Source organism: Limnobacter sp. UBA7229 (assembly GCF_002473065.1).
Lineage (GTDB): Bacteria > Pseudomonadota > Gammaproteobacteria > Burkholderiales > Burkholderiaceae_B > Limnobacter > Limnobacter profundi.
In genome coordinates this window covers 501,941-521,483 of sequence record NZ_DKTN01000022.1, presented here as the reverse complement: position 1 = coordinate 521,483, position 19,543 = coordinate 501,941, and the positions used below count along the sequence as shown (strand labels likewise).

At 54.1% G+C, this 19,543-nt stretch carries 15 protein-coding genes; 5 read left to right on the top strand and 10 right to left on the bottom strand.

Annotated features, from left to right (window positions below; genetic code table 11):
* Positions 1 to 133: 133 nt before the first annotated feature.
* The 5 genes from B4C79_RS14125 to B4C79_RS14105 form a co-directional block, all read right to left on the bottom strand.
* Entirely contained in the window at positions 134 to 937 is an 804-nt protein-coding gene (locus tag B4C79_RS14125) for a transglutaminase family protein (RefSeq protein ID WP_291741183.1), read from the bottom strand.
* On the bottom strand, positions 934 to 1,893 hold the full coding sequence (locus B4C79_RS14120; protein ID WP_105028652.1) for an alpha-E domain-containing protein: 960 nt from the start codon (positions 1,891 to 1,893) through the stop codon (positions 934 to 936). Before B4C79_RS14120 ends, B4C79_RS14125 begins: the two co-directional genes overlap by 4 nt.
* A 12-nt stretch (positions 1,894 to 1,905) precedes the next feature.
* Positions 1,906 to 3,321 (bottom strand): circularly permuted type 2 ATP-grasp protein, encoded by a 1,416-nt coding sequence (locus B4C79_RS14115; RefSeq protein WP_291741180.1) that lies wholly within the window; start codon positions 3,319 to 3,321, stop codon positions 1,906 to 1,908.
* 99 nt (positions 3,322 to 3,420) lie between these two features.
* Positions 3,421 to 5,856: a DNA internalization-related competence protein ComEC/Rec2 gene (locus B4C79_RS14110; RefSeq protein WP_291751503.1), complete on the bottom strand. Its 2,436-nt coding sequence runs from the start codon at positions 5,854 to 5,856 to the stop codon at positions 3,421 to 3,423.
* Between the two features lie 90 nt (positions 5,857 to 5,946).
* Complete coding sequence (locus B4C79_RS14105; RefSeq protein ID WP_171098353.1) at positions 5,947 to 6,732, bottom strand: TatD family hydrolase; 786 nt, start codon at positions 6,730 to 6,732, stop codon at positions 5,947 to 5,949.
* A gap of 15 nt (positions 6,733 to 6,747) precedes the next feature.
* Between B4C79_RS14105 and B4C79_RS14100 the strand changes: the two genes are divergently transcribed.
* Entirely contained in the window at positions 6,748 to 7,305 is a 558-nt protein-coding gene (locus B4C79_RS14100) for a DUF2062 domain-containing protein (protein ID WP_171098355.1), read from the top strand.
* A gap of 10 nt (positions 7,306 to 7,315) precedes the next feature.
* Here B4C79_RS14100 and B4C79_RS14095 read toward each other — a convergent pair whose 3' ends face one another.
* Complete coding sequence (locus tag B4C79_RS14095) at positions 7,316 to 8,005, bottom strand: ABC transporter ATP-binding protein (protein WP_008251880.1); 690 nt, start codon at positions 8,003 to 8,005, stop codon at positions 7,316 to 7,318.
* Positions 7,998 to 9,251, bottom strand: coding sequence for a lipoprotein-releasing ABC transporter permease subunit (locus tag B4C79_RS14090; protein ID WP_171101390.1), 1,254 nt, complete (start codon positions 9,249 to 9,251; stop codon positions 7,998 to 8,000). Before B4C79_RS14090 ends, B4C79_RS14095 begins: the two co-directional genes overlap by 8 nt.
* 73 nt (positions 9,252 to 9,324) lie before the next feature.
* On the opposite strand from B4C79_RS14090, the gene B4C79_RS14085 reads away from it, so the two are divergent.
* The 4 genes from B4C79_RS14085 to lysS all read left to right on the top strand — a co-directional run bounded on the left by B4C79_RS14085 (position 9,325) and on the right by lysS (position 14,941).
* Positions 9,325 to 10,506, top strand: a complete 1,182-nt coding sequence (locus B4C79_RS14085) for a hypothetical protein (protein ID WP_171098357.1) — start codon at positions 9,325 to 9,327, stop codon at positions 10,504 to 10,506.
* On the top strand, positions 10,506 to 12,248 hold the full coding sequence (gene recJ, locus B4C79_RS14080; RefSeq protein WP_414673441.1) for a single-stranded-DNA-specific exonuclease RecJ: 1,743 nt from the start codon (positions 10,506 to 10,508) through the stop codon (positions 12,246 to 12,248). The genes B4C79_RS14085 and recJ overlap by 1 nt, the downstream gene beginning before the upstream one ends.
* Positions 12,249 to 12,300: 52 nt before the next feature.
* A protein-coding gene (gene prfB / locus B4C79_RS14075; RefSeq protein WP_171098359.1) for a peptide chain release factor 2 occupies positions 12,301 to 13,405 on the top strand; the annotation gives its coding sequence in 2 pieces (ribosomal slippage) (positions 12,301 to 12,381 and positions 12,383 to 13,405; 1,104 coding nt in all).
* A 3-nt stretch (positions 13,406 to 13,408) separates the two neighbouring features.
* Complete coding sequence (lysS, locus tag B4C79_RS14070) at positions 13,409 to 14,941, top strand: lysine--tRNA ligase (RefSeq protein WP_291741171.1); 1,533 nt, start codon at positions 13,409 to 13,411, stop codon at positions 14,939 to 14,941.
* An 826-nt stretch (positions 14,942 to 15,767) separates the two neighbouring features.
* Here the strand turns inward: lysS and B4C79_RS14065 are convergent.
* The 3 genes from B4C79_RS14065 to B4C79_RS14055 all read right to left on the bottom strand — a co-directional run bounded on the left by B4C79_RS14065 (position 15,768) and on the right by B4C79_RS14055 (position 19,503).
* Positions 15,768 to 15,905 carry a hypothetical protein gene (locus B4C79_RS14065; RefSeq protein WP_291751508.1) on the bottom strand — a complete coding sequence of 46 codons (138 nt, stop codon included), beginning with the start codon at positions 15,903 to 15,905 and terminating at the stop codon, positions 15,768 to 15,770.
* A gap of 150 nt (positions 15,906 to 16,055) precedes the next feature.
* A complete protein-coding gene (locus B4C79_RS14060) occupies positions 16,056 to 16,973 on the bottom strand; it encodes a transglutaminase family protein (RefSeq protein ID WP_291741169.1) in 918 nt (305 codons plus the stop codon).
* Positions 16,974 to 16,977: 4 nt separating this feature from the next.
* Entirely contained in the window at positions 16,978 to 19,503 is a 2,526-nt protein-coding gene (locus tag B4C79_RS14055) for a circularly permuted type 2 ATP-grasp protein (RefSeq protein ID WP_291741167.1), read from the bottom strand.
* Between the last annotated feature and the right edge of the window lie 40 nt (positions 19,504 to 19,543).

Here is a 19,543-nt window from a genome sequence, read left to right as displayed (position 1 = left end):
CGAGAGATCGGAACCCAAGCCGAGTGGGCGGTTAAGAAGCGCCGAGAGATCGGAACCCAAGCCGATTGAGCCACCAAGAATGCTCCGAGAGATCGGAACCCAAGCCAATCTGGCTATAAAACCAGCTGGCGATCTAACCAACCCGTTCAATGGTTACTTGCACGTCAAGGGTCTCTTGCCCACCCCCGGTGCGAATGCCACGAATTGGAGAGGCACCTGTGAAGTCTTTGGCCACTGCCAGGCGGCAGTGATTGCCCTGCACCAACGATTTGTGCGTTGCATCCACCCCCAGCCACTGCTGGCGGTTTTCATCGAACACTTCGACCCAGGCGTGGCTGTCGTGCTGCTCCACATTGGGATTGAAAAAGTAGCCGCTCACGTATCGCGCAGGAATGCCGTGTGCACGCAGGCACGCCAGCATCACATGAGAATGGTCCTGGCAAACACCTTGTCCATTTTCAAATGCCTGCATCGCCGAGTCTGCCACAGTGGTACTGCCTTTGGTGTACACAACTCGGTCCGCCACTGCATGCGCCAGGGTGAGTATTCGATGGGCAAACGGAATGTGAGTGTCAGCGACGAAGCTTGCGAATTCGCGCATTTCATCGTTGAATTGCGTAAGCGGCGTGGTAGGTGTGTAGACCAAAGGGTGAAGTGAAAAGGATTGATGTGGGGTGTAGCCATCATCGAGCGAATCAATTTCAACATGGCCATGGGACTGCACAGTCAGCTCCCGGTGTTGCTGGTTCACCGAGAATGTGTGCACTGCGTTGCCATGGTGATCGCAGGCGCTGTGGTGTTTGGCTGGTGTTCTTATTTTCCAGTCAAGAATGCGTTGTTTGATGTCCTGTTGCGGGGTAAGGCGCACGTGCTGAATGCTGTACAGCACGGGCCAGGTGTAGCGGTAGGTGGTGTGGTGTTGAATGCGCAGTTTCATGCCTCAAGTGGCACCAGGAAATCTTTGCTGATCCGGTTGCCCAAATCATTGACTCGTTCAAGAAAGTTGGTGAGGTAGGCGTGCAAACCCATTTGCAAAATGTCGTCGATTTGGCTGTACAACAGTTCAGCACGCAGCTTGCCAGCACGCCGTTCTGTGTTGGCCGAGTAATCGTTCCGAATCATTTCAAGGTTGGCACACACTTCATTCAATGAAGCCAACAGAGAGCGAGGCATGTCGTCGCGCAGGATCAGCAATTCAGCAACGCGGTCGGGCGTGATTACATCCCGGTATACCTTTCGGTAAGTTTCAAAAGCAGACACCGAGCGCAAAATGGCGGCCCAGTGGTAATAATCGGCATGGGGGTCAGCAGTGCTCAAATTGGCCAAGGGGCTAAAAGGCATGCTGTGAAACTTCACATCCAACAATCGTGCGGTGTTGTCTGCACGTTCCAGAAACGTACCCAAGCGAATGAACCGGAATGCATCGTCTTTCAACATGGTGCCAATGGTGACACCACGGGACAAATGACTGCGAAATTTCACCCACTCAAAGAACTCAGAGGGGTCGCGTTCAACCGTGCCGTCAGCCAATACTTTCTTTAGTTCAAGCCATGTGGTGTTGTTGGTTTCCCAAACTTCGGTGGTCAACGCACCACGCACGGCACGTGCATTCTCGCGGGCACCTTGAAGGCAGCAGTAAATGCTGGAGGGGTTGTTGGGGTCTTTTACCATGAAGTCGATCACGGCCTCTGCGCTGACCTCATCGTGTTTTTTTGCAAATGCTTCGGTCAGTTCACAAATCGACAGCATGGCTCGCCAGCCTTGTTCTGCATTCTCAGGATCTTGCGGAAGCAGGGCGGTTTGCACATTCACATCAAGCATGCGGGCGGTGTTCTCGGCGCGTTCAATGTAACGGGCCATCCAGAACAAATGGTCAGCAGTTCTACTCAGCATGGTGTTTGCTCCTTATCGTTCCAGTACCCAGGTGTCTTTGGTGCCGCCGCCCTGGCTGCTATTCACCACAAGCGATCCTTCTCGCAGTGCCACCCGGCTTAGTCCACCAGGGATCAGGCTGACTTTGCTGCCCGACAATACAAACGGCCGAAGATCAATGTGGCGGGGGGCCAAGCCCTGTTCTACAAAAGTTGGGCAGGTTGACAATGCCAGTGTGGGTTGGGCAATGAATTTTGCAGGGTCTGCAATCAGCTTCTGACGAAATTCTTCAATTTGCGCTTTGGTAGACGCCGGGCCCACCAACATGCCGTAGCCGCCTGCGCCGTGCACTTCTTTTACAACCAACTCGGGTAGTTTGGCCAATACTTCTTTCAACTGATCTGGTTTTCGGCATTGCCAGGTAGGTACGTTTTGAATAATGGGTTCTTCGCTCAAATAAAAACGAATCATGTCGGGCACATAGGGGTAAATCGATTTGTCGTCGGCCACACCGGTACCAATTGCATTGGCAAGGGTCACATTGCCTGCCCGGTAAACAGAAAGCAGACCGGGCACGCCAAGTTGTGAATCTTCGCGGAATGCCAGTGGGTCAAGAAAATCGTCATCCAGCCTGCGGTAAATAACATCAACACGTTTGGGACCTTGTGTAGTGCGCATGTAAAGCACTTCTTCATCCACAAACATGTCTTTGCCTTCCACCAGTTCAATGCCCATTTGTTGAGCCAGAAATGCATGTTCGAAATAGGCCGAGTTGTACATGCCCGGTGTCAGTAACACCACGGTGGGGTCGCTGCTGTTTTGGGGTGAAACTGAACGCAGGTTTTCAAGCAGATTGTCGGGATAATGTTCAACCGGGGCCACGCGATTGCGTGCAAACAGTTCCGGAAACAGGCGCATCATCATTTTCCGGTTTTCGAGCATGTAGCTAACGCCTGACGGTACGCGCAGGTTGTCCTCGAGTACGTAAAACTCACCCTCACCGGCACGCACTACATCAACGCCCGCAATGTGGGCGTAGATGTCGCCTGCCACTTTCACACCCTGCATTTCCGGGCGGTATTGTTCGTTGTTGAAAATCTGTTCAGGCGGAATAAGCCCCGTGCCCAGTATTTTTTGTTCGTTGTAGATGTCTTTCAAAAACATGTTCAAGGCTTGAACACGCTGGCGCAAGCCTGCTTCAAGTGTTTTCCATTCAGACGCTTTAATTACCCGCGGCACAATATCGAATGGAATTAACCTTTCGGTACCAGATTCTTCGCCGTACACGGCAAAGGTAATTCCGACCCTTCTGAAAATAAGGTCGGCTTCCGCACGCTTGTTCTGCAATTTTTCAGAGGATTGCATCTCAAGCCAACGCGAAAAGTCCTGATAATGCGGGCGAACTTCACCGCTTGGCGTGTACATTTCGTCGAAGGGTGTTGATGACATAAGTTGATTATTCCTGTTCTGTGTAGTCTTGAAGTAACAAGAAGCATGCCAAGCGCATGCAGGCTGATTGTGTCGCGCACAGCCATAAAGTTAACAGTCTTAACGACCTTTTGCACCGCTTTCGTGCATGTGCCAGTAACGCTGACGTAGCGCGTGTGCATTGTCCACTTCGGGTTGGAAGTCCAGGTGCTTAAACCTCCATTTCATTGCACCATTTTGGGCGGTATTCGACCATTGGACGCCCATGGCTTCGTATCGTTCAATCACGGCCTTGTGCGGGTGACCAAACTGGTTCTCCCAGCCTGCTTGTATCAGTGCATATTCAGGCCGCACGGCTTGAAGAAAGGGCATGGTGGAGGAGGTTTTGGAGCCATGATGCGGCACAATCAGAACACGTGATTTCAAGGCATTTGCACCGTGTTGGGTTAGCAATGCTATTTCTGAAATCGCTTCAATGTCGCCGGTCAGCAGCACACTGTGATTCGCATTGCTGACTTTTAACACGCAACTTTGATTGTTCTTGGCCAATAATTTTTGGTGTGAATGTGCGGGCGTATCAAGCCCGATTGGTGTGAATGTGACGCCATCCCAGGTCCATGGCTTGAGCACGTGGCATTGCGCTGTGTCGCTTTTCAGGGTTTGCGCGAGCAGGTTTAAGCTGTGTTGTTTGTTGATCGAGGACGCGAACTGTACGGGCGGTGCCTTTTGTAGCAGCAGGGGCGCGCCGCCTGAATGGTCTGCATCATCATGCGACAGCATGAACATATCGGCCCGCCGATAACCATGCGCTGCCATCCAGGGCAGCACTACACGCCGGGCCGAATCAGCGCGCGCGTTGAACGCAGGGCCTGCATCGTAAATCAGCAGATGGTTTTGGGTTTGAATGCTGATGGCCGTACCTTGACCGACGTCCATCAAGGTCATCCAGAAATCATGGTGTTCGGGCCTTGGCGGTGGAAGTAGAAGCAGGGCAATCAGCGTGATTCCTGTCCACCTCGGAACCAACCCCGCCGGCAGAATCAAAATCAAGCAACCCAAGCCCACCAAGCCATTGACCCACCATGGCTGGTTGTGTATCGGCAAAGTGGCCCAACTCAATTCATTGAAGAACACAAGCCACTCGCGTTGCAGCGAAAGACTGTTGCCCGCAAGCCAAAGCAACACGGGCTGCTGTGTAAGCCCACCGAGCAGAGCCAGTGGCGTGCTCACGAAACTCATCCATGGAATGGACAGGGCATTGGCCAAGGGGCTGATCAGCGACTGCTGGTTAAACAGCATCGCGCAGGGCAGTACCAATCCGATGGTCACCGTGTATTGGGCTTTCACTGCGTTGGCGATGAATTCATGCTTCGGTTTGATGAAGTGGTAGTGTCCCTGTGTCACGAAAATAAGGACTGCCACGGCACCGAAAGAGAGAATGAAGCCCGCATCCAGCACAGCCCAGTTGTCAAAGGCAAGGGTTAAAAACAAGGCGAGAAAAAAGGTGTCCCAACTGCTTTGCATGCCACCACGTACTTGCCCAACAAACAACGCAAACAACATGAACACCGTGCGTTGGGCTGGCACTCCCCAGCCTGCAACCAGGCCGTACAACACTGCAAACAGCAATCCAAATGCGCTACCTGCCAAAGGGGCCGGTACGCGAAGGCACAACCGGGTTGATCGACGCCAAAGCGCGCCGAAAAGTTTGCCTGCAAGCATGGCGAACAGGGTAATGTGCAAACCGGAAATGGCAACCAAATGTGCAATGCCAGTGGCGCTGAACATTTCCCGATCCTCTGGGCTGATCAGGCCTTGATCACCCACCACCATTGCTAGCACCAAGGCTTGCTCAGGGTGGCTTTGTAAAGCAGTGACGATCGTGCCTGCAATCTGTAGGCGTGCCCGTTCCATCCAGACCAGCGGGTTCAATGTGGTTTGTTCAGGCAGTTGTTCAAGCTTGCTTTTGAATTGAGCTGTGCCCGCAATTCGGTTGGCAAACCAGTGGCGATGAACATCAAAACCTTCCAGTTGCAAAGGCGCCTTGGGCGATTTGATGCGAACGGTTGCCCGAAAATACTCGCCTGGCTGAAGCGCTCGATACGTAGATACCGTTTCGACAAAAGTTTGCAAGCGTGCACCTGTGACCAGGCATTGTGTCGCAACCGCATGGTCTCGCGGCGTGTGTTCGATCAACCAGGTTTGTGCGTTGTTGTCGCGAAACGCTTTTTCAAGAAGCCGAAATTCAGATTGAATGGTTTGCTTGTTGCAGGCCAGGGGCACTTGCGCTTGTTGATGTGCGGCGGCCTGAATGCCTGTACAAAGCTGCGCCATCGCAAAACCCAGAATGAACCAGCCTAGTTTTTCAGTGGCTTGTCGACTGACTCCGCCCCGAATACCCAACAACAGGAAAACTGCCGACCAAGCGAATAAAATGACGCTTTTTTCGCCGAAAGTGTCAAAGGCCATGCTCCAAATCCATGGCAGCGTGGCTTGGCCGTGAAACAGCAAAAGGCTAAGCAGGTAGGCTGTGGTGAACAGCGGCAGGGAAGGCACAACTTGAATTTGATGTGGACGCAGTTTTGCAAGCGTGCACCAATGCGCGTACGTTCACCAATGATGAACACGACCGGGTGATGCCTTTGGTTAGCCATGAAGGGCCAGGGCGGGCAAAACCCGCTGCGCGTTCAATTGTGTTTGCCTGGAGAGTACTTCCACGCTTGACTGACGCAGTTCAGCGATTGTTTCTGCAATTCTTGGCAAATGTTCGGGCGCATTGCGTTGTTTGTTGATCCACTCCGGCGCAATGTCTGGCCCATCAGTTTCAAGTACCATGGCGTCTTCTGGCAGTTTGGCGGCCAATCTACGCAACTGTAGTGCCCGAGTAAAGGTACTGGCACCGCCAAATCCAAGACACATGTTCAAGTTCAGAAAATGATCCGCTTGCTGAAAGCTGCCGTTGAATGCGTGGGCAATGCCGCTGCGTGGTTTGTAAATTCGAAGGCCTTTTAAAACGGGGTCTTGCGCTTTGCGAACATGCATCACTACCGGCACATCGAAATCACGGGCCAATTTGAGCTGTGCATGAAAAAATTGAACCTGTTTGTCCCAGTTCAAGCCAGGCACAAAGCCATCGAGTCCTATCTCTCCCAAACCCGCGAATTTTGAGTCGTCGATCGAGGCCTGAATTTTTTGCTTTAAAGTCAGCAGGTCTTCTTCTTTGGCTTTGTCGACAAACATGGGGTGTATACCTAGGCAATACACTGCACCCGGGATGCTGTGAGCCAGGCTTTTTACCTCATCAAAATTGAAAGCGCCCACGGCGGGCAATACAAACCGGGTAACATGCAATTCACGCGCACGTTGAACCACCGCGAGGCGATCGCTGTCGTATTCAGAAGCATCAAGATGAAGGTGCGTGTCGGTCCACATACTTTAAAGTTTGCCATGTTTCGTCGGAAAATTCGCAAGTACCTTCCCACTGTCGACCACTTCGAGCGTTTGCCTTGGGCTCGGCCGTTCAAGCGCTTCCTCGGGCATCCCAATATTTGGGCGTTGAATCGAAAAAGCATTGCGGGCGGGGTGGCTGCGGGTTTGTTCTGTGGGCTAATTCCCGGACCCTTTCAAATTTTTGGCTCTCTCATTTGGGTGTTGGTTGCCAAAGTCAATTTGCCGGTGGCCTTTGCGGTTACCTTGTACACCAACCCGCTCACCATTGTGCCGCTGTATTTGATCGCTGTTGCTTACGGACAGTTTTTATTAGGGGAAATTGGCGAGGCCAATATGCAGCCCTTGCCGCAATGGAACTGGTCAGCGTGGGGTGATTCCACCCACGCGATGGTGGACTGGATGTTGTCTATGGGCCCTTCGCTGGCGGTTGGTTTGCCCGCACTGATGGTGACTTTGTCGATACTCGGATATTTCAGTGTGCGTTTGGCCTGGAACATTGGTGTTCGAATTGCTGTGGTTCGCAGGCGCAGGCGGAATCTCTCCGCCATTCGCTAACCCAGCTAATTCATTCCGCTTTCAGTTCACCTTTCTCAAGACGCAACACCTTGCTGCATTTGCGGGCCAGTTCCATGGAATGCGTCACGATAATCAAGGCTGATTTGTTGGCCGCCTTGCTGTGAATCAGGCTTTCAAACACTTGGTCGGCGGTGTCCTGGTCCAGATTACCCGTGGGTTCGTCGGCCAAAATGGCTTTCGGATTGGTCACCATGGCGCGGGCAATCGCCACGCGTTGGCGTTCACCACCGGACAATTCCGCGGGGCGATGGTTCAGCCTGTGCTCCAAGCCAAATTGTTTCAGCAGCACCGCACTTTTTTCACGGGCCACCTGTTTGTTCTCACCGCCAATGCGAAGGGCCATGGCCACATTGTCCAGCGCATGGAATTCGGGCAGCAAATGGTGAAACTGGTAAATGAAGCCCAGGGTTTTATTGCGTTCCATGCCCAGTTTGCGAACAGACCATGGCTCGATGGCCTGGCCCGCCCAAAGCACTGAACCGCTGTCGGCTTTTTCAAGACCACCCAGCACATGCAGCAAGGTACTTTTACCCGCACCAGAGGCACCCACAATCGCGACGGTTTCGCCAGCCTGCACTTGAAAGTTCAGGTTTTTGATGACCTGCGTGGCTTGGTCATTCGCAGTGATCCCCTTGAATGCCTTGCTGAGGTTTTTGGTTTCCAGAACAACATTACTCATAACGCAGGGCCTCCGCAGGTTCGGCACGCGATGCACGCCAGCTTGGGTAAATGGTGCTGAGCACGCTGAGTACCAAGGCCACGGTTACGATGGTGACCACATCGCTTGCGCGAGGGTCGGAAGGCAACTGGCTGATGAAGTAAATTGATTTTGGCAAAAACTCAACGCTGAGCGCCCGTTCAATGGCGGGCACAATTGTGCCCAAATTAATGGCAAGCAACCAACCTGCTGTTACACCCAAGAAAGTACCGATCCAGCCGACCAGTGCACCTTGCAACATGAAAATTCGCTGAATGGCAAACGGACTGGCGCCCAAGGTACGCAGAATGGCGATTTCCCCGCGCTTGTCTTTCACGGTCATGACCAGCATTGACACAAGGTTAAATGCGGCTACCGCAATAATCAGGGTCAAGATAATGAACATCATGCGTTTTTCGGTTTGTACCGCGGCAAACCAGGTGCGGTTTTGCACCGACCAATCGCGAACCCACACCGTGGGTGGCAATTGGCGTTCAATGTCGCGGGCGACAAACGGCGCTGCATCCATGTCGTTCAACTTCACGCGAATACCGGTTGGTCCAAGGCTGCGGTAAAAGCGGGCAGCGTCGTCGAGGTTCATCAACACCAGGCCGCTGTCGTACTCATAGTGGCCGGTGCTCACCAATGCGGTAATTTCGAATGCTTTCAGGCGCGGAATCATGCCGGCGGGCGTCATTTGGCCGGAAGGAGCAATCAGCGTGATGCGGTCACCCACGCTGACTCCAATTTGTTTGGCCAACTCGATCCCCAGCACCACGCGGAATTCGCCTGCTTGCAAGTTGCTCAGGCTTCCGGAAATGACTTCTTTGAAATCAGATACTTCGCGTTCCTGGGCAGGGTCGATGCCACGAACAATGGCAGGGCGCAGAAGATCGCCGTGCGCCAGCATGCTTTCGCCAGCGACATAGGGCGCAGCACCAATCACTTTGGGGTTGGCCGCCTTGATTGCACCGACCAAGGCCTCGGGGTTGTCAAAGCCCTCTTGGGGCGCCAGTACCTCGATGTGTGCAATCACCGACAGCATGCGATCGCGCACCTCTTTTTGAAAGCCGTTCATGACGGACAACACCACGATCAGCGCTGCGACACCAAGCCCAATGCCAGCCATGGACAATCCGGAAATAAAGGAAATGAATTTGTCACGGCTTCTATGGCCACCACCGCGCACATAGCGCAGTGCAATTTCAACATCAAAGGGTAAACTAATCACAAATTGTCCCGAATTGTTCAAATGCGCTCTTGAAGTTTCAAGGCGCTCTCATTGTAGTGTGAATAAAACCGTGTCCAAACCTAGCAATGCGCCTTTGTGGGTGTTCGTTCCCAACATTCTTGTGCCCGAAATGGCGCTGGAACGCCTGTCTGCCAATTCGCGGGCCCAGTCTTTTGCGGGCCTGCCAGCCGGTTTGTTACAAACCATGGCCCGAAACGCTGCGCCTGAATATCAAAATGCCGATGGGCTGGACCGTATCGAAGCCTGGCTGATGCGCTACTTGGATTCCCAAGCGCAAGCAAAGTTCGACCAGTACCCGGCCTGGGCCATGCTTGAAATGCCCAAGCTTGAGGCCGACGCAGCGCAAGTAACGCCTTTCACCCGGTTTTGGAGCACGGTTGGGTGTCTTGAAATTGAGCGGGATGGTGTGCGTTTTTCGCCGCCCGAGGTATTGCTGGTGGGCCAGTCTGACCTGGATGCCTTCTGGAACGTGGTGATGCCCCTGTTGCAGCAACACGGTTGGACATTCAACACACCGGCAGGTTTTCACAGCCTGCTCAGCAACCCGACGCCAGTGCCTATGGAACAGGCGTCGCCCTGGTCGGTGCAGGGTATTCGATTGACGGACTACCTGCCCATGAACCATGAATGCAGCGACTGGCGGCGCATGTGGCTGAATATGCAGGTGGAGTTGCACAACGCCGAATTCAACAAGGTTCGCGAAGCCAAGGGTTTGAAGCCCCTGAATGCGTTGTGGTTTTGGGGTGGCGGTGAGGCTTGGCAAACCGATGTCGCCTTGCCACGTGTGAAATCCGTTTCCGAAGACGGTGTATTTGATGCCGTAAAAATGACCGATGGCGCAGATGAGGCCGTGAATCGATTTGTGTTCTGGACCCAACTGTTAAGTCAGCTTGGTACGGGCACGGATGTAAAACCCGACCATGTCTACTGCGTGAACTTTCAAGGTTGGGGCGGCAATATTGGCGTGTTCAAACTGCTGGAAAGCGAGGTGCTGCAACCCATGCGCCTGGCCGGTCTGGCCTTCAACTGGGTGCTGTTGGGCAACAATGGCTGGAAAACTTTAAAAAGCAACTGGATGAATCGATTCAAGTTTTGGCAAAACAAACCCGATTGGGCCTTACTGGGCGAGCCTGAAATGCAGGAAGGTCCTTCCGAGGAAGACCTTCAAGCCGCTTGGCAACAGGGTCAGCGAGACCAAGACAGCATTCAGGCTGAATGGGAGGGCCGGTAATGAATACCAATATAGTTCAGCACCGGGTTAGAACCCCTCGCCCTCAAGTTGAAGCAGTACTTCGCAGCCAGGGCATGCACCCCTTGATGGCACGCCTCATGGCAGCGCGGGGCGTGGATTCTCAGGCCGAAGCTGAAACCCGGCTGGCCGATTTGATTCCACCGGCTCAGCTCAAGGGCATTGAGCAGGCCGCAGAAATTCTGGCAGACGCGCTGGAAGCTGGAGCCCGCATTGTGGTGGTGGGTGATTACGATTGCGATGGCGCCACAGCCACGGCGGTGGGTGTTCGTGGTTTGCGCATGTTGCTGCAAAGCCTGGGTGCTGACGAAGAAGCCGCCAAGTACCACATCGATTTTTTGGTGCCCAACCGGTTTGAATACGGTTACGGCCTGAGTCCTGAAATTGTTCAACTTGCTGCTCAGCAGTTTGAGCCCGATTTGCTGGTGACCGTGGACAACGGCATTGCCAGTGTGGAAGGCGTGAACGAAGCCAATGAACTGGGCATTGGTGTCATTGTGACCGATCACCATTTGCCCGGCGACCAGTTGCCCCAAGCACTGGCCATTGTGAACCCCAACCAGTCTGGTTGTGAATTTCCGAGCAAGTCGATTGCCGGGGTGGGGGTGATGTTTTATGTGTTGTTGGCCACCCGTGCAGTGTTGCGTGAGCGTGGCGTTTTTGATGCGGCCACTCAGCCCCGTATCGATTCTCTGCTTGATTTGGTGGCTTTGGGCACTGTGGCTGATGTGGTGAAACTGGACGCCAACAACCGCCGTTTGGTGGCGCATGGTTTGCAGCGCATTCGCGCGGGCCGTGCCCAGCCTGGCATGTTGGCCTTGTTTCACGAGGCTGGCCGTGACCCCCGCAAGGCCACAGCCGCTGACATGGGCTTTGCCCTGGGCCCGCGCTTAAATGCAGCTGGCCGTTTGGCCGACATGGCCATTGGTATCCGTACCCTGTTGGCCGACGACGCAGGCGAGGCCGGCGCTTTGGCTGCCCAGCTTGGGAAAATGAACGAAGAACGCAAGCGCATTGAAGCCGACATGAAACGCGATGCCTTGGAAGACATCGAAAAATTCATTAGTCAGGACGAACCTGCAGCCGGCATTGTGGTGGCGCACAGCACCTGGCACCAGGGGGTAATCGGTATTTTGGCCTCACGAATCAAAGAGCGCCTATACCGCCCCACCATTGCACTGGCCCCGGGCGATGACGGTTTCTGGAAGGGCAGTGGTCGCTCCGTGCAGGGTGTTCATTTGCGCGACGTACTGGATTTGGTGTGCAAGCGACTGCCTGAAGGCAGCATGCCCAAGTTTGGTGGCCACGCCATGGCGGCGGGTTTAACCATTGCGGAAGGCGCGATTGAACAGTTCAAAATTGAATTTGCCAAAGCCATTCTGGATTTAAGCGATCCCAGCGCGCTGACGCAGGTGGTAGAAACCGATGGTTCAATTCCCGCCGACTACATAGCAGCAAGTGCGGCCGATTTGCTGGAAACCCAGGTGTGGGGGCAGGGCTTCCCGGCACCCTTGTTCTGTGACGAATTTGAAGTGCTTGAACACCGTTTGCTGAAGAATGCACACAGCAAATTCACCTTGCGCCGCGAGGGTAAAACCTTTGTGGCCTTGCGTTGGCGTGCTGTAGAAGCGTTGCCGGCCAAAGTAAAGCTGGCTTACCGGTTTGAACGGGACACGTTCACGGGTGGTGATGCGGTACAAATCATTGTGGAACACGTGTTGTAGGGCGGCTTGCGTTACAATATCGGGTTACGCACATTGAATTTGTTAGAGAAACATGGAAGCCGAACGCCTGAATGCCATCATCAACGCCCTGACTGACCTTGCCGACCGCGCTGGCCAGTTGCGGAGGTATCTTTGACGTCGACCGCAAGGCCGAACGACTCACGGTAGTTGACGCCGAACTGGAAGATCCCAACGTTTGGAACGACCCCAAACATGCGCAGGAACTGGGCAAAGAAAAAAAGATGCTCGATGGCGTGGTAGTCACCATGAACACTGTGCAAGCCAACATTAGCGACGCGCAAGAACTGGTTGAAATGGCGCAAGCCGAAAGCGACTTCGACACGCTTGAAGCAATTGAAAGCGATGTGGCCGAATATGAAAAGATCATTGCCGATCTGGAATTCCGCCGCATGTTCAGCAACCCGGCCGACCCGGCCAATTGCTTTATCGACATCACCGCAGGTGCGGGTGGCACCGAAGCCCAAGACTGGGCTAGCATTTTGTTGCGCCAGTACTTACGCTACTGCGAACGCAAAGGCTTCAAAGTCGAGGTGATGGAACAATCCGACGGCGATGTGGCGGGTATCAAATCGGCCACAGTCAAAGTGGAGGGTGAATATGCTTTCGGCTATTTGCGCACCGAAACGGGTGTGCACCGCCTGGTTCGCAAATCACCTTTCGATTCCTCCGGTGGTCGCCATACCTCTTTCGCATCGCTGTTTGTGTACCCGGAAGTGGACGATTCCTTTGAAATCGAAATCAACCCAGCCGATGTTCGCACCGACACCTACCGTGCCAGTGGTGCAGGTGGCCAGCACATTAACAAAACCGATTCTGCGGTTCGCTTAACCCACATTCCAACCGGTATTGTGGTGCAGTGCCAGAACGACCGTTCCCAGCACCGCAACCGCGATGAAGCCTGGGGCATGTTGAAAGCCAAGCTGTACGAGTTTGAAATGCGCAAGCGCATGGCCGAGCAACAGGCCTTGGAAGACACCAAAACCGATGTGGGCTGGGGCCATCAAATTCGCAGCTATGTGCTGGACAACAGCCGCATCAAAGACCTGCGAACAGGTGTGGAAATTTCCAACACCCAGCGCGTACTCGATGGCGACCTCGACCCATTCATTGAAGCCAGCTTGAAGCAAGGTATCTAAACCATGAACGACAAAATACAAGCCGCTGGTGACGAACAGCCAGTTGACGAGAATCAGATTATTGCCGAGCGCCGTGGCAAGCTGGCCAAATTGCGTGAGAAAGGCCAGCCTTTCCCCAACAGCTTCAAACCTGAGCACCGCGCTGCCGATTTGCATGCCAAATATGGCTTGCTGGACAAAGAAACCCTCGATCCGCAGGGCATGGAAGTGTCTGTTTCTGGTCGCATGATGTTAAAGCGCGTGATGGGCAAGGCCAGTTTTGCAACCGTGCAAGATGGCACCGGCCGCATTCAGTTTTACATCAACAACGAAGGCGTTGGCGAAGACGTTCACGGTGAATTCAAGCACTGGGATTTGGGCGATATTATTGCGGCCAAAGGCAAGCTGTTTAAAACCAACAAGGGCGAGTTGAGCGTGCACTGCACGGAAATTCACTTGCTGGCGAAAAGCCTGCGCCCGCTGCCCGACAAGTTTCATGGCTTGGCCGATCAGGAAATCAAGTACCGCCAGCGTTACGTGGACTTGATCGTTTCCGAGCAAACACGTGACACCTTTGTTGCGCGTTCACGGGCCATGTCGTCTGTTCGCAATTTCATGGCAAACCACGGCTTTCTGGAAGTGGAAACACCCATGTTGCACCCCATTCCTGGCGGTGCATCGGCGAAGCCTTTCATTACCCACCACAATGCGCTGGACATGGAAATGTACCTGCGCATTGCACCTGAGCTGTATTTGAAGCGCCTGATTGTGGGTGGTTTCGAGCGTGTGTTCGAGATTAACCGCAATTTCCGCAATGAGGGTGTCAGCCCACGCCACAACCCGGAATTCACGATGATGGAATTCTATGCGGCGTACTGGAACTATCGCGACTTGATGGACTTCACCGAGCAGGTGATTCAGCATGCGGCCACCACTGCAACCGGTAGTGCGAAGTTGACTTATCAGGGCCGTGAACTGGATTTGTCCAAGCCTTTTGCGCGCCTGACGATTGTTGAAGCCATTCAAAAGTACTTCCCGGAATATGGCACAGAAGATTTGCAAAACATCGACTACCTGAAAAAGGCCCTGGCCAAGAAAGGTGTACATGTGGACAAAGAACCCGCGTTGAAAAACGCAGGTATTGGTGCCTTGCAGTTGGCCTTGTTTGAAGAAACGTCTGAAAGCCTGTTGTGGGAACCCACTTTCATCGTGGACTACCCGGTTGAAGTGTCGCCCTTGGCGCGTGCCTCGGACGCCAATTCACAAATTACTGAACGGTTTGAATTGTTCATCACTGGCCGTGAAATTGCCAACGGTTTTTCTGAGTTGAACGATCCAGAAGACCAAGCCGACCGGTTCAAAAAGCAGGTTGAAGCCAAAGAAGCGGGCGACGACGAAGCCATGTTCTTTGACGCCGACTTCATTCGTGCACTTGAATACGGCATGCCGCCCACCGGTGGTTGCGGCATTGGTATCGACCGTTTGATGATGCTGATCACCGATAGCCCCAACATTCGCGATGTGATTTTGTTTCCGCATCTAAGGCGCGAAGACTAATCAAGTTTGACTCACCGTGCATGCGTGTTCACACCACCGTGCGCGGTTTGTATTCGATGTACTTGTTGGTTCTCCCCACTTGTAAGTTCACCACACGTGTCGCACCGTTCCGCCTTGGCGGGCTTTATCCCTTCTTGATTGCTGGCTCGGTTCATGCGAAACGCAAAAGCGTGTTCGCATCGATTGCTTTCGCAATCGCCCCTCGCTGCGCATCAAGCGGGAAGCCCACCTGAAGTCGGCAGAACGGCGCGACACATGCGGTGAACCTTTGTCTGGTGACACAGAACTGAGCATTTAATTTGCTTACTGCGGTCATGCCAGTACACTGAGCACCCAGAATATTTCCCGGCTCACTATGCGTCGTTCAGCCTTTGTTGTATTCCTTGCTTCCCTTCCGATTGTTTCTGCATGTTCCGCGTCAGATCAACGACTTTCAACTCAACTGTTTGTGCATTCGAAAACAACATGCGAGTTGACATTCAAATCTCATGAAATGCTAATCATCGAGAATTTTTGGGACACTGATCAGAGACCAATCTTAATCAAGACGGCTGATCACGAAATCAGGTCTGACTGGATCGATGAACGGACTAGCCGCTTTCTCTTTCAGGAAGGTTGCGCCAGTTCAGATGAATGTTTCTATGAGTTGAGTACAAACGAAGCCGGGGTGCGTGGCCGCTTCTCATATCGAATCAACATGACTGAAGGTGAATACAGCTTTGAGGTAGGCGCATCTGGGCAACCGAAGGTGTTGTCCGAGTCATCGAAGGACAGCGCATCCTGAATCTAAAGGTCTATGCGCTTTGTTGCATTCATCTCGCCGAGTTCAGGTGGGCTGCCCGCTTGATGCACAGCGAGGGGCGCTTCCGCCAGGAAGCGATGCGAACACGCTTTTGCGTTTCGCATGAACCGAGCCAGCAATCAAGAAGGGATAAAAGCCCGCCAAGGCGGGATGAAGCGACATGCGCAGAGGCCGTCAAGAAACCGGCGGGATTATGCAACATACGCAGAGGCCATCAAGAAACTGGCGGGATGAAGCGACATACGCAGAGGCCATCAAAAAACTGGCGGGATGAAGCAACATGCGCAGAGGCCATCAAGAAACTGGCGATGCCTAGAACACCGTCACCGCCACCTTCAAGGTATGTTCTCCGCCCCCATGGACCACACCCCGCATCGGCGGCACATCCGCGTAGTCTCGCCCAACTGCCACGGTCACATACCTGGTATCAGGCAACTGGTTGTTGGTCGGGTCGAAGTCTACCCACCCCACATCAGGACCACACCACAGCGAAACCCAGGCATGGCTTGCATCTGCGCCCAACAGCTTGGGTTGACCGGGCGGTGGTTCCGTCAGCATGTAGCCACTCACGTAGCGAGCTGAAAGGCCCAGCGAGCGTAGCACCCCCAACATCACATGCGCGAAGTCCTGGCAAACGCCCTCGCGGCTTTGCATCACTTCTTCCACAGTGGTGTGGATGGTGGTGGAACCACTTTGGTAGCTGAATTCCCGAAAAATACGCTGCATCAAAGCCTGCCCGGCGTGCACAACCTGGCGCCCGGGCCAGAAATCGAGACTGCCGTAATCGCGCAGCGAATCGAGCAAGGGCACATGCTTGGATTCAAACCTGAACTGGTAATCGTCGGAAATGGCCTGGCCTGCCTGGTAACGCAGTTGGTCCACCAACTCATTCCAGCTTGGGCTGATCAAATCGTCAATTGGCCCTTTGTGCAAAAAGCTGCTCACCTCGACTTCGCTCTCGCTATGCACTTCGAGGTGATCGTGCGGGTAATTCATCTCGAAGTGGTGAACCACATTGCCGAAGGAATCGGTATTGCTTTGCACGGTCGACGGGTTCGGGCGAATTTTTAGCGTATGCGAAATCAGCCTTTGGCCCTTGCGCAATGGGCCCGCTTCCATGCCTTCGCCTTCTTGCGGTTGCAAAATGCAAATTTGCTGCGAGCATTCCGCAGGTTGTTGATAGTCGTAGTCGGTGACATGGGTCACCTTTCTTCTTTCCGAGAAGGGCATTGATTTATCTTCCCTGAATGACTTGGTCGGGCAACTCTGCCAGTCTGAAATATTGGGCACCTACCAGGTCTGAAACCTTGTAAGCCGTGTCGAGTAATTCTTGCAGCCAGGCGCGCAATTTGCGCCCGGTATCGGCCGGGAAGGGCGGTTGAAGTCCTTCCAGGCTAAGACCATCCGGCATGTCGCCATTGCGGTACACGCTGTCGAACAGTTGTCGAATCTGGCTGGTGTCGCCAGGCAAACGATCAATCACAATGTCCAGCTTATACAGAATTCGGCGAATGGCATAGGGCGCATCTTCGTCAAATATCAACAGGTCAAGCGTGGGCAACCATTCAAACCGGTGCTGGTAGCGCGATCGGTAAGTAATGGTGCTGTCCGCCAGTGCAATGGCCAAAGCAAGGCCATGTTCACCGGCACGCCCGGGCATGCTGGTTAGTGACAGCAAACAATCACAGGCACCGCACAGGCGTTCAAGCTGGCGGCCCAGTTGCAAAAAGCGCCAGCCGTTGTCGCGCGTCATGTGATCGCTTTGCTCGCCATGCATGGCCAGCAAATACAACTGTACCTGCTCAAGCGAGGCGGTGGGCAGCGTGCGTTGAAAACGAACCCACTCGGGTTCGATCAGCACTTTGGCGCAGTCATTCAACAGTCGCCAGTGGCCGCTGCTAAGCCGTTCACGCAATTGGCCAGCCACATTCGCCAAGCCATTCAGTTGCCCCGCCAGGCCCACCGCAGCGGATTCGTCCACACCGGTTTTGTACCAAAGGCGTTCAAGAATATTCGCCTCTAGTTCATCTTGGGTCAGTGGTTCGGCTGGGTCAAACTCGGTGCTCAATCCCTGCTTTCCACACAATTCATGCAACAAACCCAGGGTGGTGGTGTCCAGGTATTCCTCTTCGTTCAGCAGCAATTGCGCACGCATCAACAGGCGCAATGAAAAACTGGCGCGCTCGGTGTAACGCCCAAGCCAAAACAAATGCTCGGCAGCCCGGCTAGACACGGGCCTGCGCAGCGCCTGCAAATCTTTGGCTTGCAGTTTCTCTTTCAGGTTAGTTGTGCGTTCAACAGGTTCGCCACTGCGCACCCAGGTGTCCAGGCTGGTGCCACCCTTTTGCATGCTCACAATGCCGTGCTGGTCACCGGCCACACGGGTCAGCCCACCCGGCATCACCGTGTAGTTGCCTTGCCCGTCGGTTACAGCAAACAGACGCAGCATCATGGCGCGTTCTTCAATACCGCCCGCACCGGTCCAAATGGGCACGCGCGAGAGCGGTATCAATTCTTGCAAGGTGTATTGTGATGGCCTTTGGCTGATCTTGGATAACCAGGCGCGCTTTTCAATTTCATCCAGTTCAGACCCCATGATGGAATCCATGGTGCGCCCGCGGCGGTTTGGCCCGGTCGATTTGATCACCAGATTGTTCAGCCGCTCGCTGGCTTGTGCCCAGGCAGGCGACTCACCGCACCACCAACTGGGCACGCTGGGCAACAGCAAATCTTCTTGAAGGTAATGTTGTCCAAGCCCCGGCATGAAGCCATGAATGGCCGGGCTTTCCAGCCAGCCCGAGCCTGGCATGTTCGCCATGACAACGCCACCTGTGCGGATGGCTTGCAATAAGCCAGGCACGCCCAGTTGGGAGTCCTCGCGCAGTTCAAGCGGATCTAGCCATTGGTCGTCTGTTCGGCGAATCAAACCGTCAATTGGCTCAAGTCCGTTGACTGTTTTCAGAAACACACTGTTGTTGCGCACGGTGAGGTCGCTGCCTTCAACCAGCGAAATACCCAGGTAACGCGCAAGGTAGGTGTGTTCAAAGTAAGTTTCGTTGTATGGCCCCGGAGTCAGCAGGGCAATGCGCGCGCTGTCTCCCTTGGGCGAAAGCCTGCGTATGCCATCGATGTAGTCGCGGTAAAAACCGGCCAAATGCTGAATGTGCATTTCACGAAAACCGCGCGTGAAGCTGCGCGAAATACTCAGGCGGTTTTCAAGGGCATAGCCAAGGCCCGAGGGTGCCTGCATGCGATGGGTGATTACCCACCATTTGCCATCTGGGCTGCGGCCAAGGTCGAACGCTACCATGTGCAGCCACACCTTGTTAGGTGGTTCCGTGCCTTGCATTTGCGGCAAGTAGCCAGAATGCCCATAGACCAGGTCTGCGGGCAGCAGGCCTTTGGAAAGCAATTCGCGCTTGCCATACACATCGGCCATCATGGCATTCAACAGGCGCGCGCGCTGGGCAATGCCGGTTTGCAGCACCGCCCAATCAGCCTGGTCAATGATGAAAGGCAGCAAGTCGAGCGACCAGGGGCGTGAAGTGCCCTGTGCGTGGTCAGCGTACACATTGTAGGTAATGCCGTTGTCGCGAATTTGCTTGGCCAGGGCATTGAGCTTGCTGTCCAGGTGATCGCTAAGCCCAGTGGTGGGCAATCGGCTGAGAAAATCTGCCCAGGCTGGGCGCAGAACACCTTTGACCGCCAGCTCGCTGTAGTACGCGCTGGTGCCTTGAAGGATGCTCTGCTGCCAGGGCACCTCGACATTTGCTAGGGTGGTGTTCGGGTTCGCGCTCAAA

Coding starts and splice junctions, on each gene's coding strand:
- lysS (WP_291741171.1), top strand. CDS start 13,409: ATGAACGACAAAATACAAGCCGCTGGTGACGAACAGCCAGTTGACGAG.
- B4C79_RS14125 (WP_291741183.1), bottom strand. CDS start 937: ATGAAACTGCGCATTCAACACCACACCACCTACCGCTACACCTGGCCC.
- recJ (WP_414673441.1), top strand. CDS start 10,506: ATGAATACCAATATAGTTCAGCACCGGGTTAGAACCCCTCGCCCTCAA.
- B4C79_RS14065 (WP_291751508.1), bottom strand. CDS start 15,905: ATGTCGCTTCATCCCGCCTTGGCGGGCTTTTATCCCTTCTTGATTGCT.
- B4C79_RS14120 (WP_105028652.1), bottom strand. CDS start 1,893: ATGCTGAGTAGAACTGCTGACCATTTGTTCTGGATGGCCCGTTACATT.
- B4C79_RS14060 (WP_291741169.1), bottom strand. CDS start 16,973: ATGCCCTTCTCGGAAAGAAGAAAGGTGACCCATGTCACCGACTACGAC.
- B4C79_RS14105 (WP_171098353.1), bottom strand. CDS start 6,732: ATGTGGACCGACACGCACCTTCATCTTGATGCTTCTGAATACGACAGC.
- B4C79_RS14100 (WP_171098355.1), top strand. CDS start 6,748: ATGTTTCGTCGGAAAATTCGCAAGTACCTTCCCACTGTCGACCACTTC.
- B4C79_RS14095 (WP_008251880.1), bottom strand. CDS start 8,005: ATGAGTAATGTTGTTCTGGAAACCAAAAACCTCAGCAAGGCATTCAAG.
- B4C79_RS14115 (WP_291741180.1), bottom strand. CDS start 3,321: ATGTCATCAACACCCTTCGACGAAATGTACACGCCAAGCGGTGAAGTT.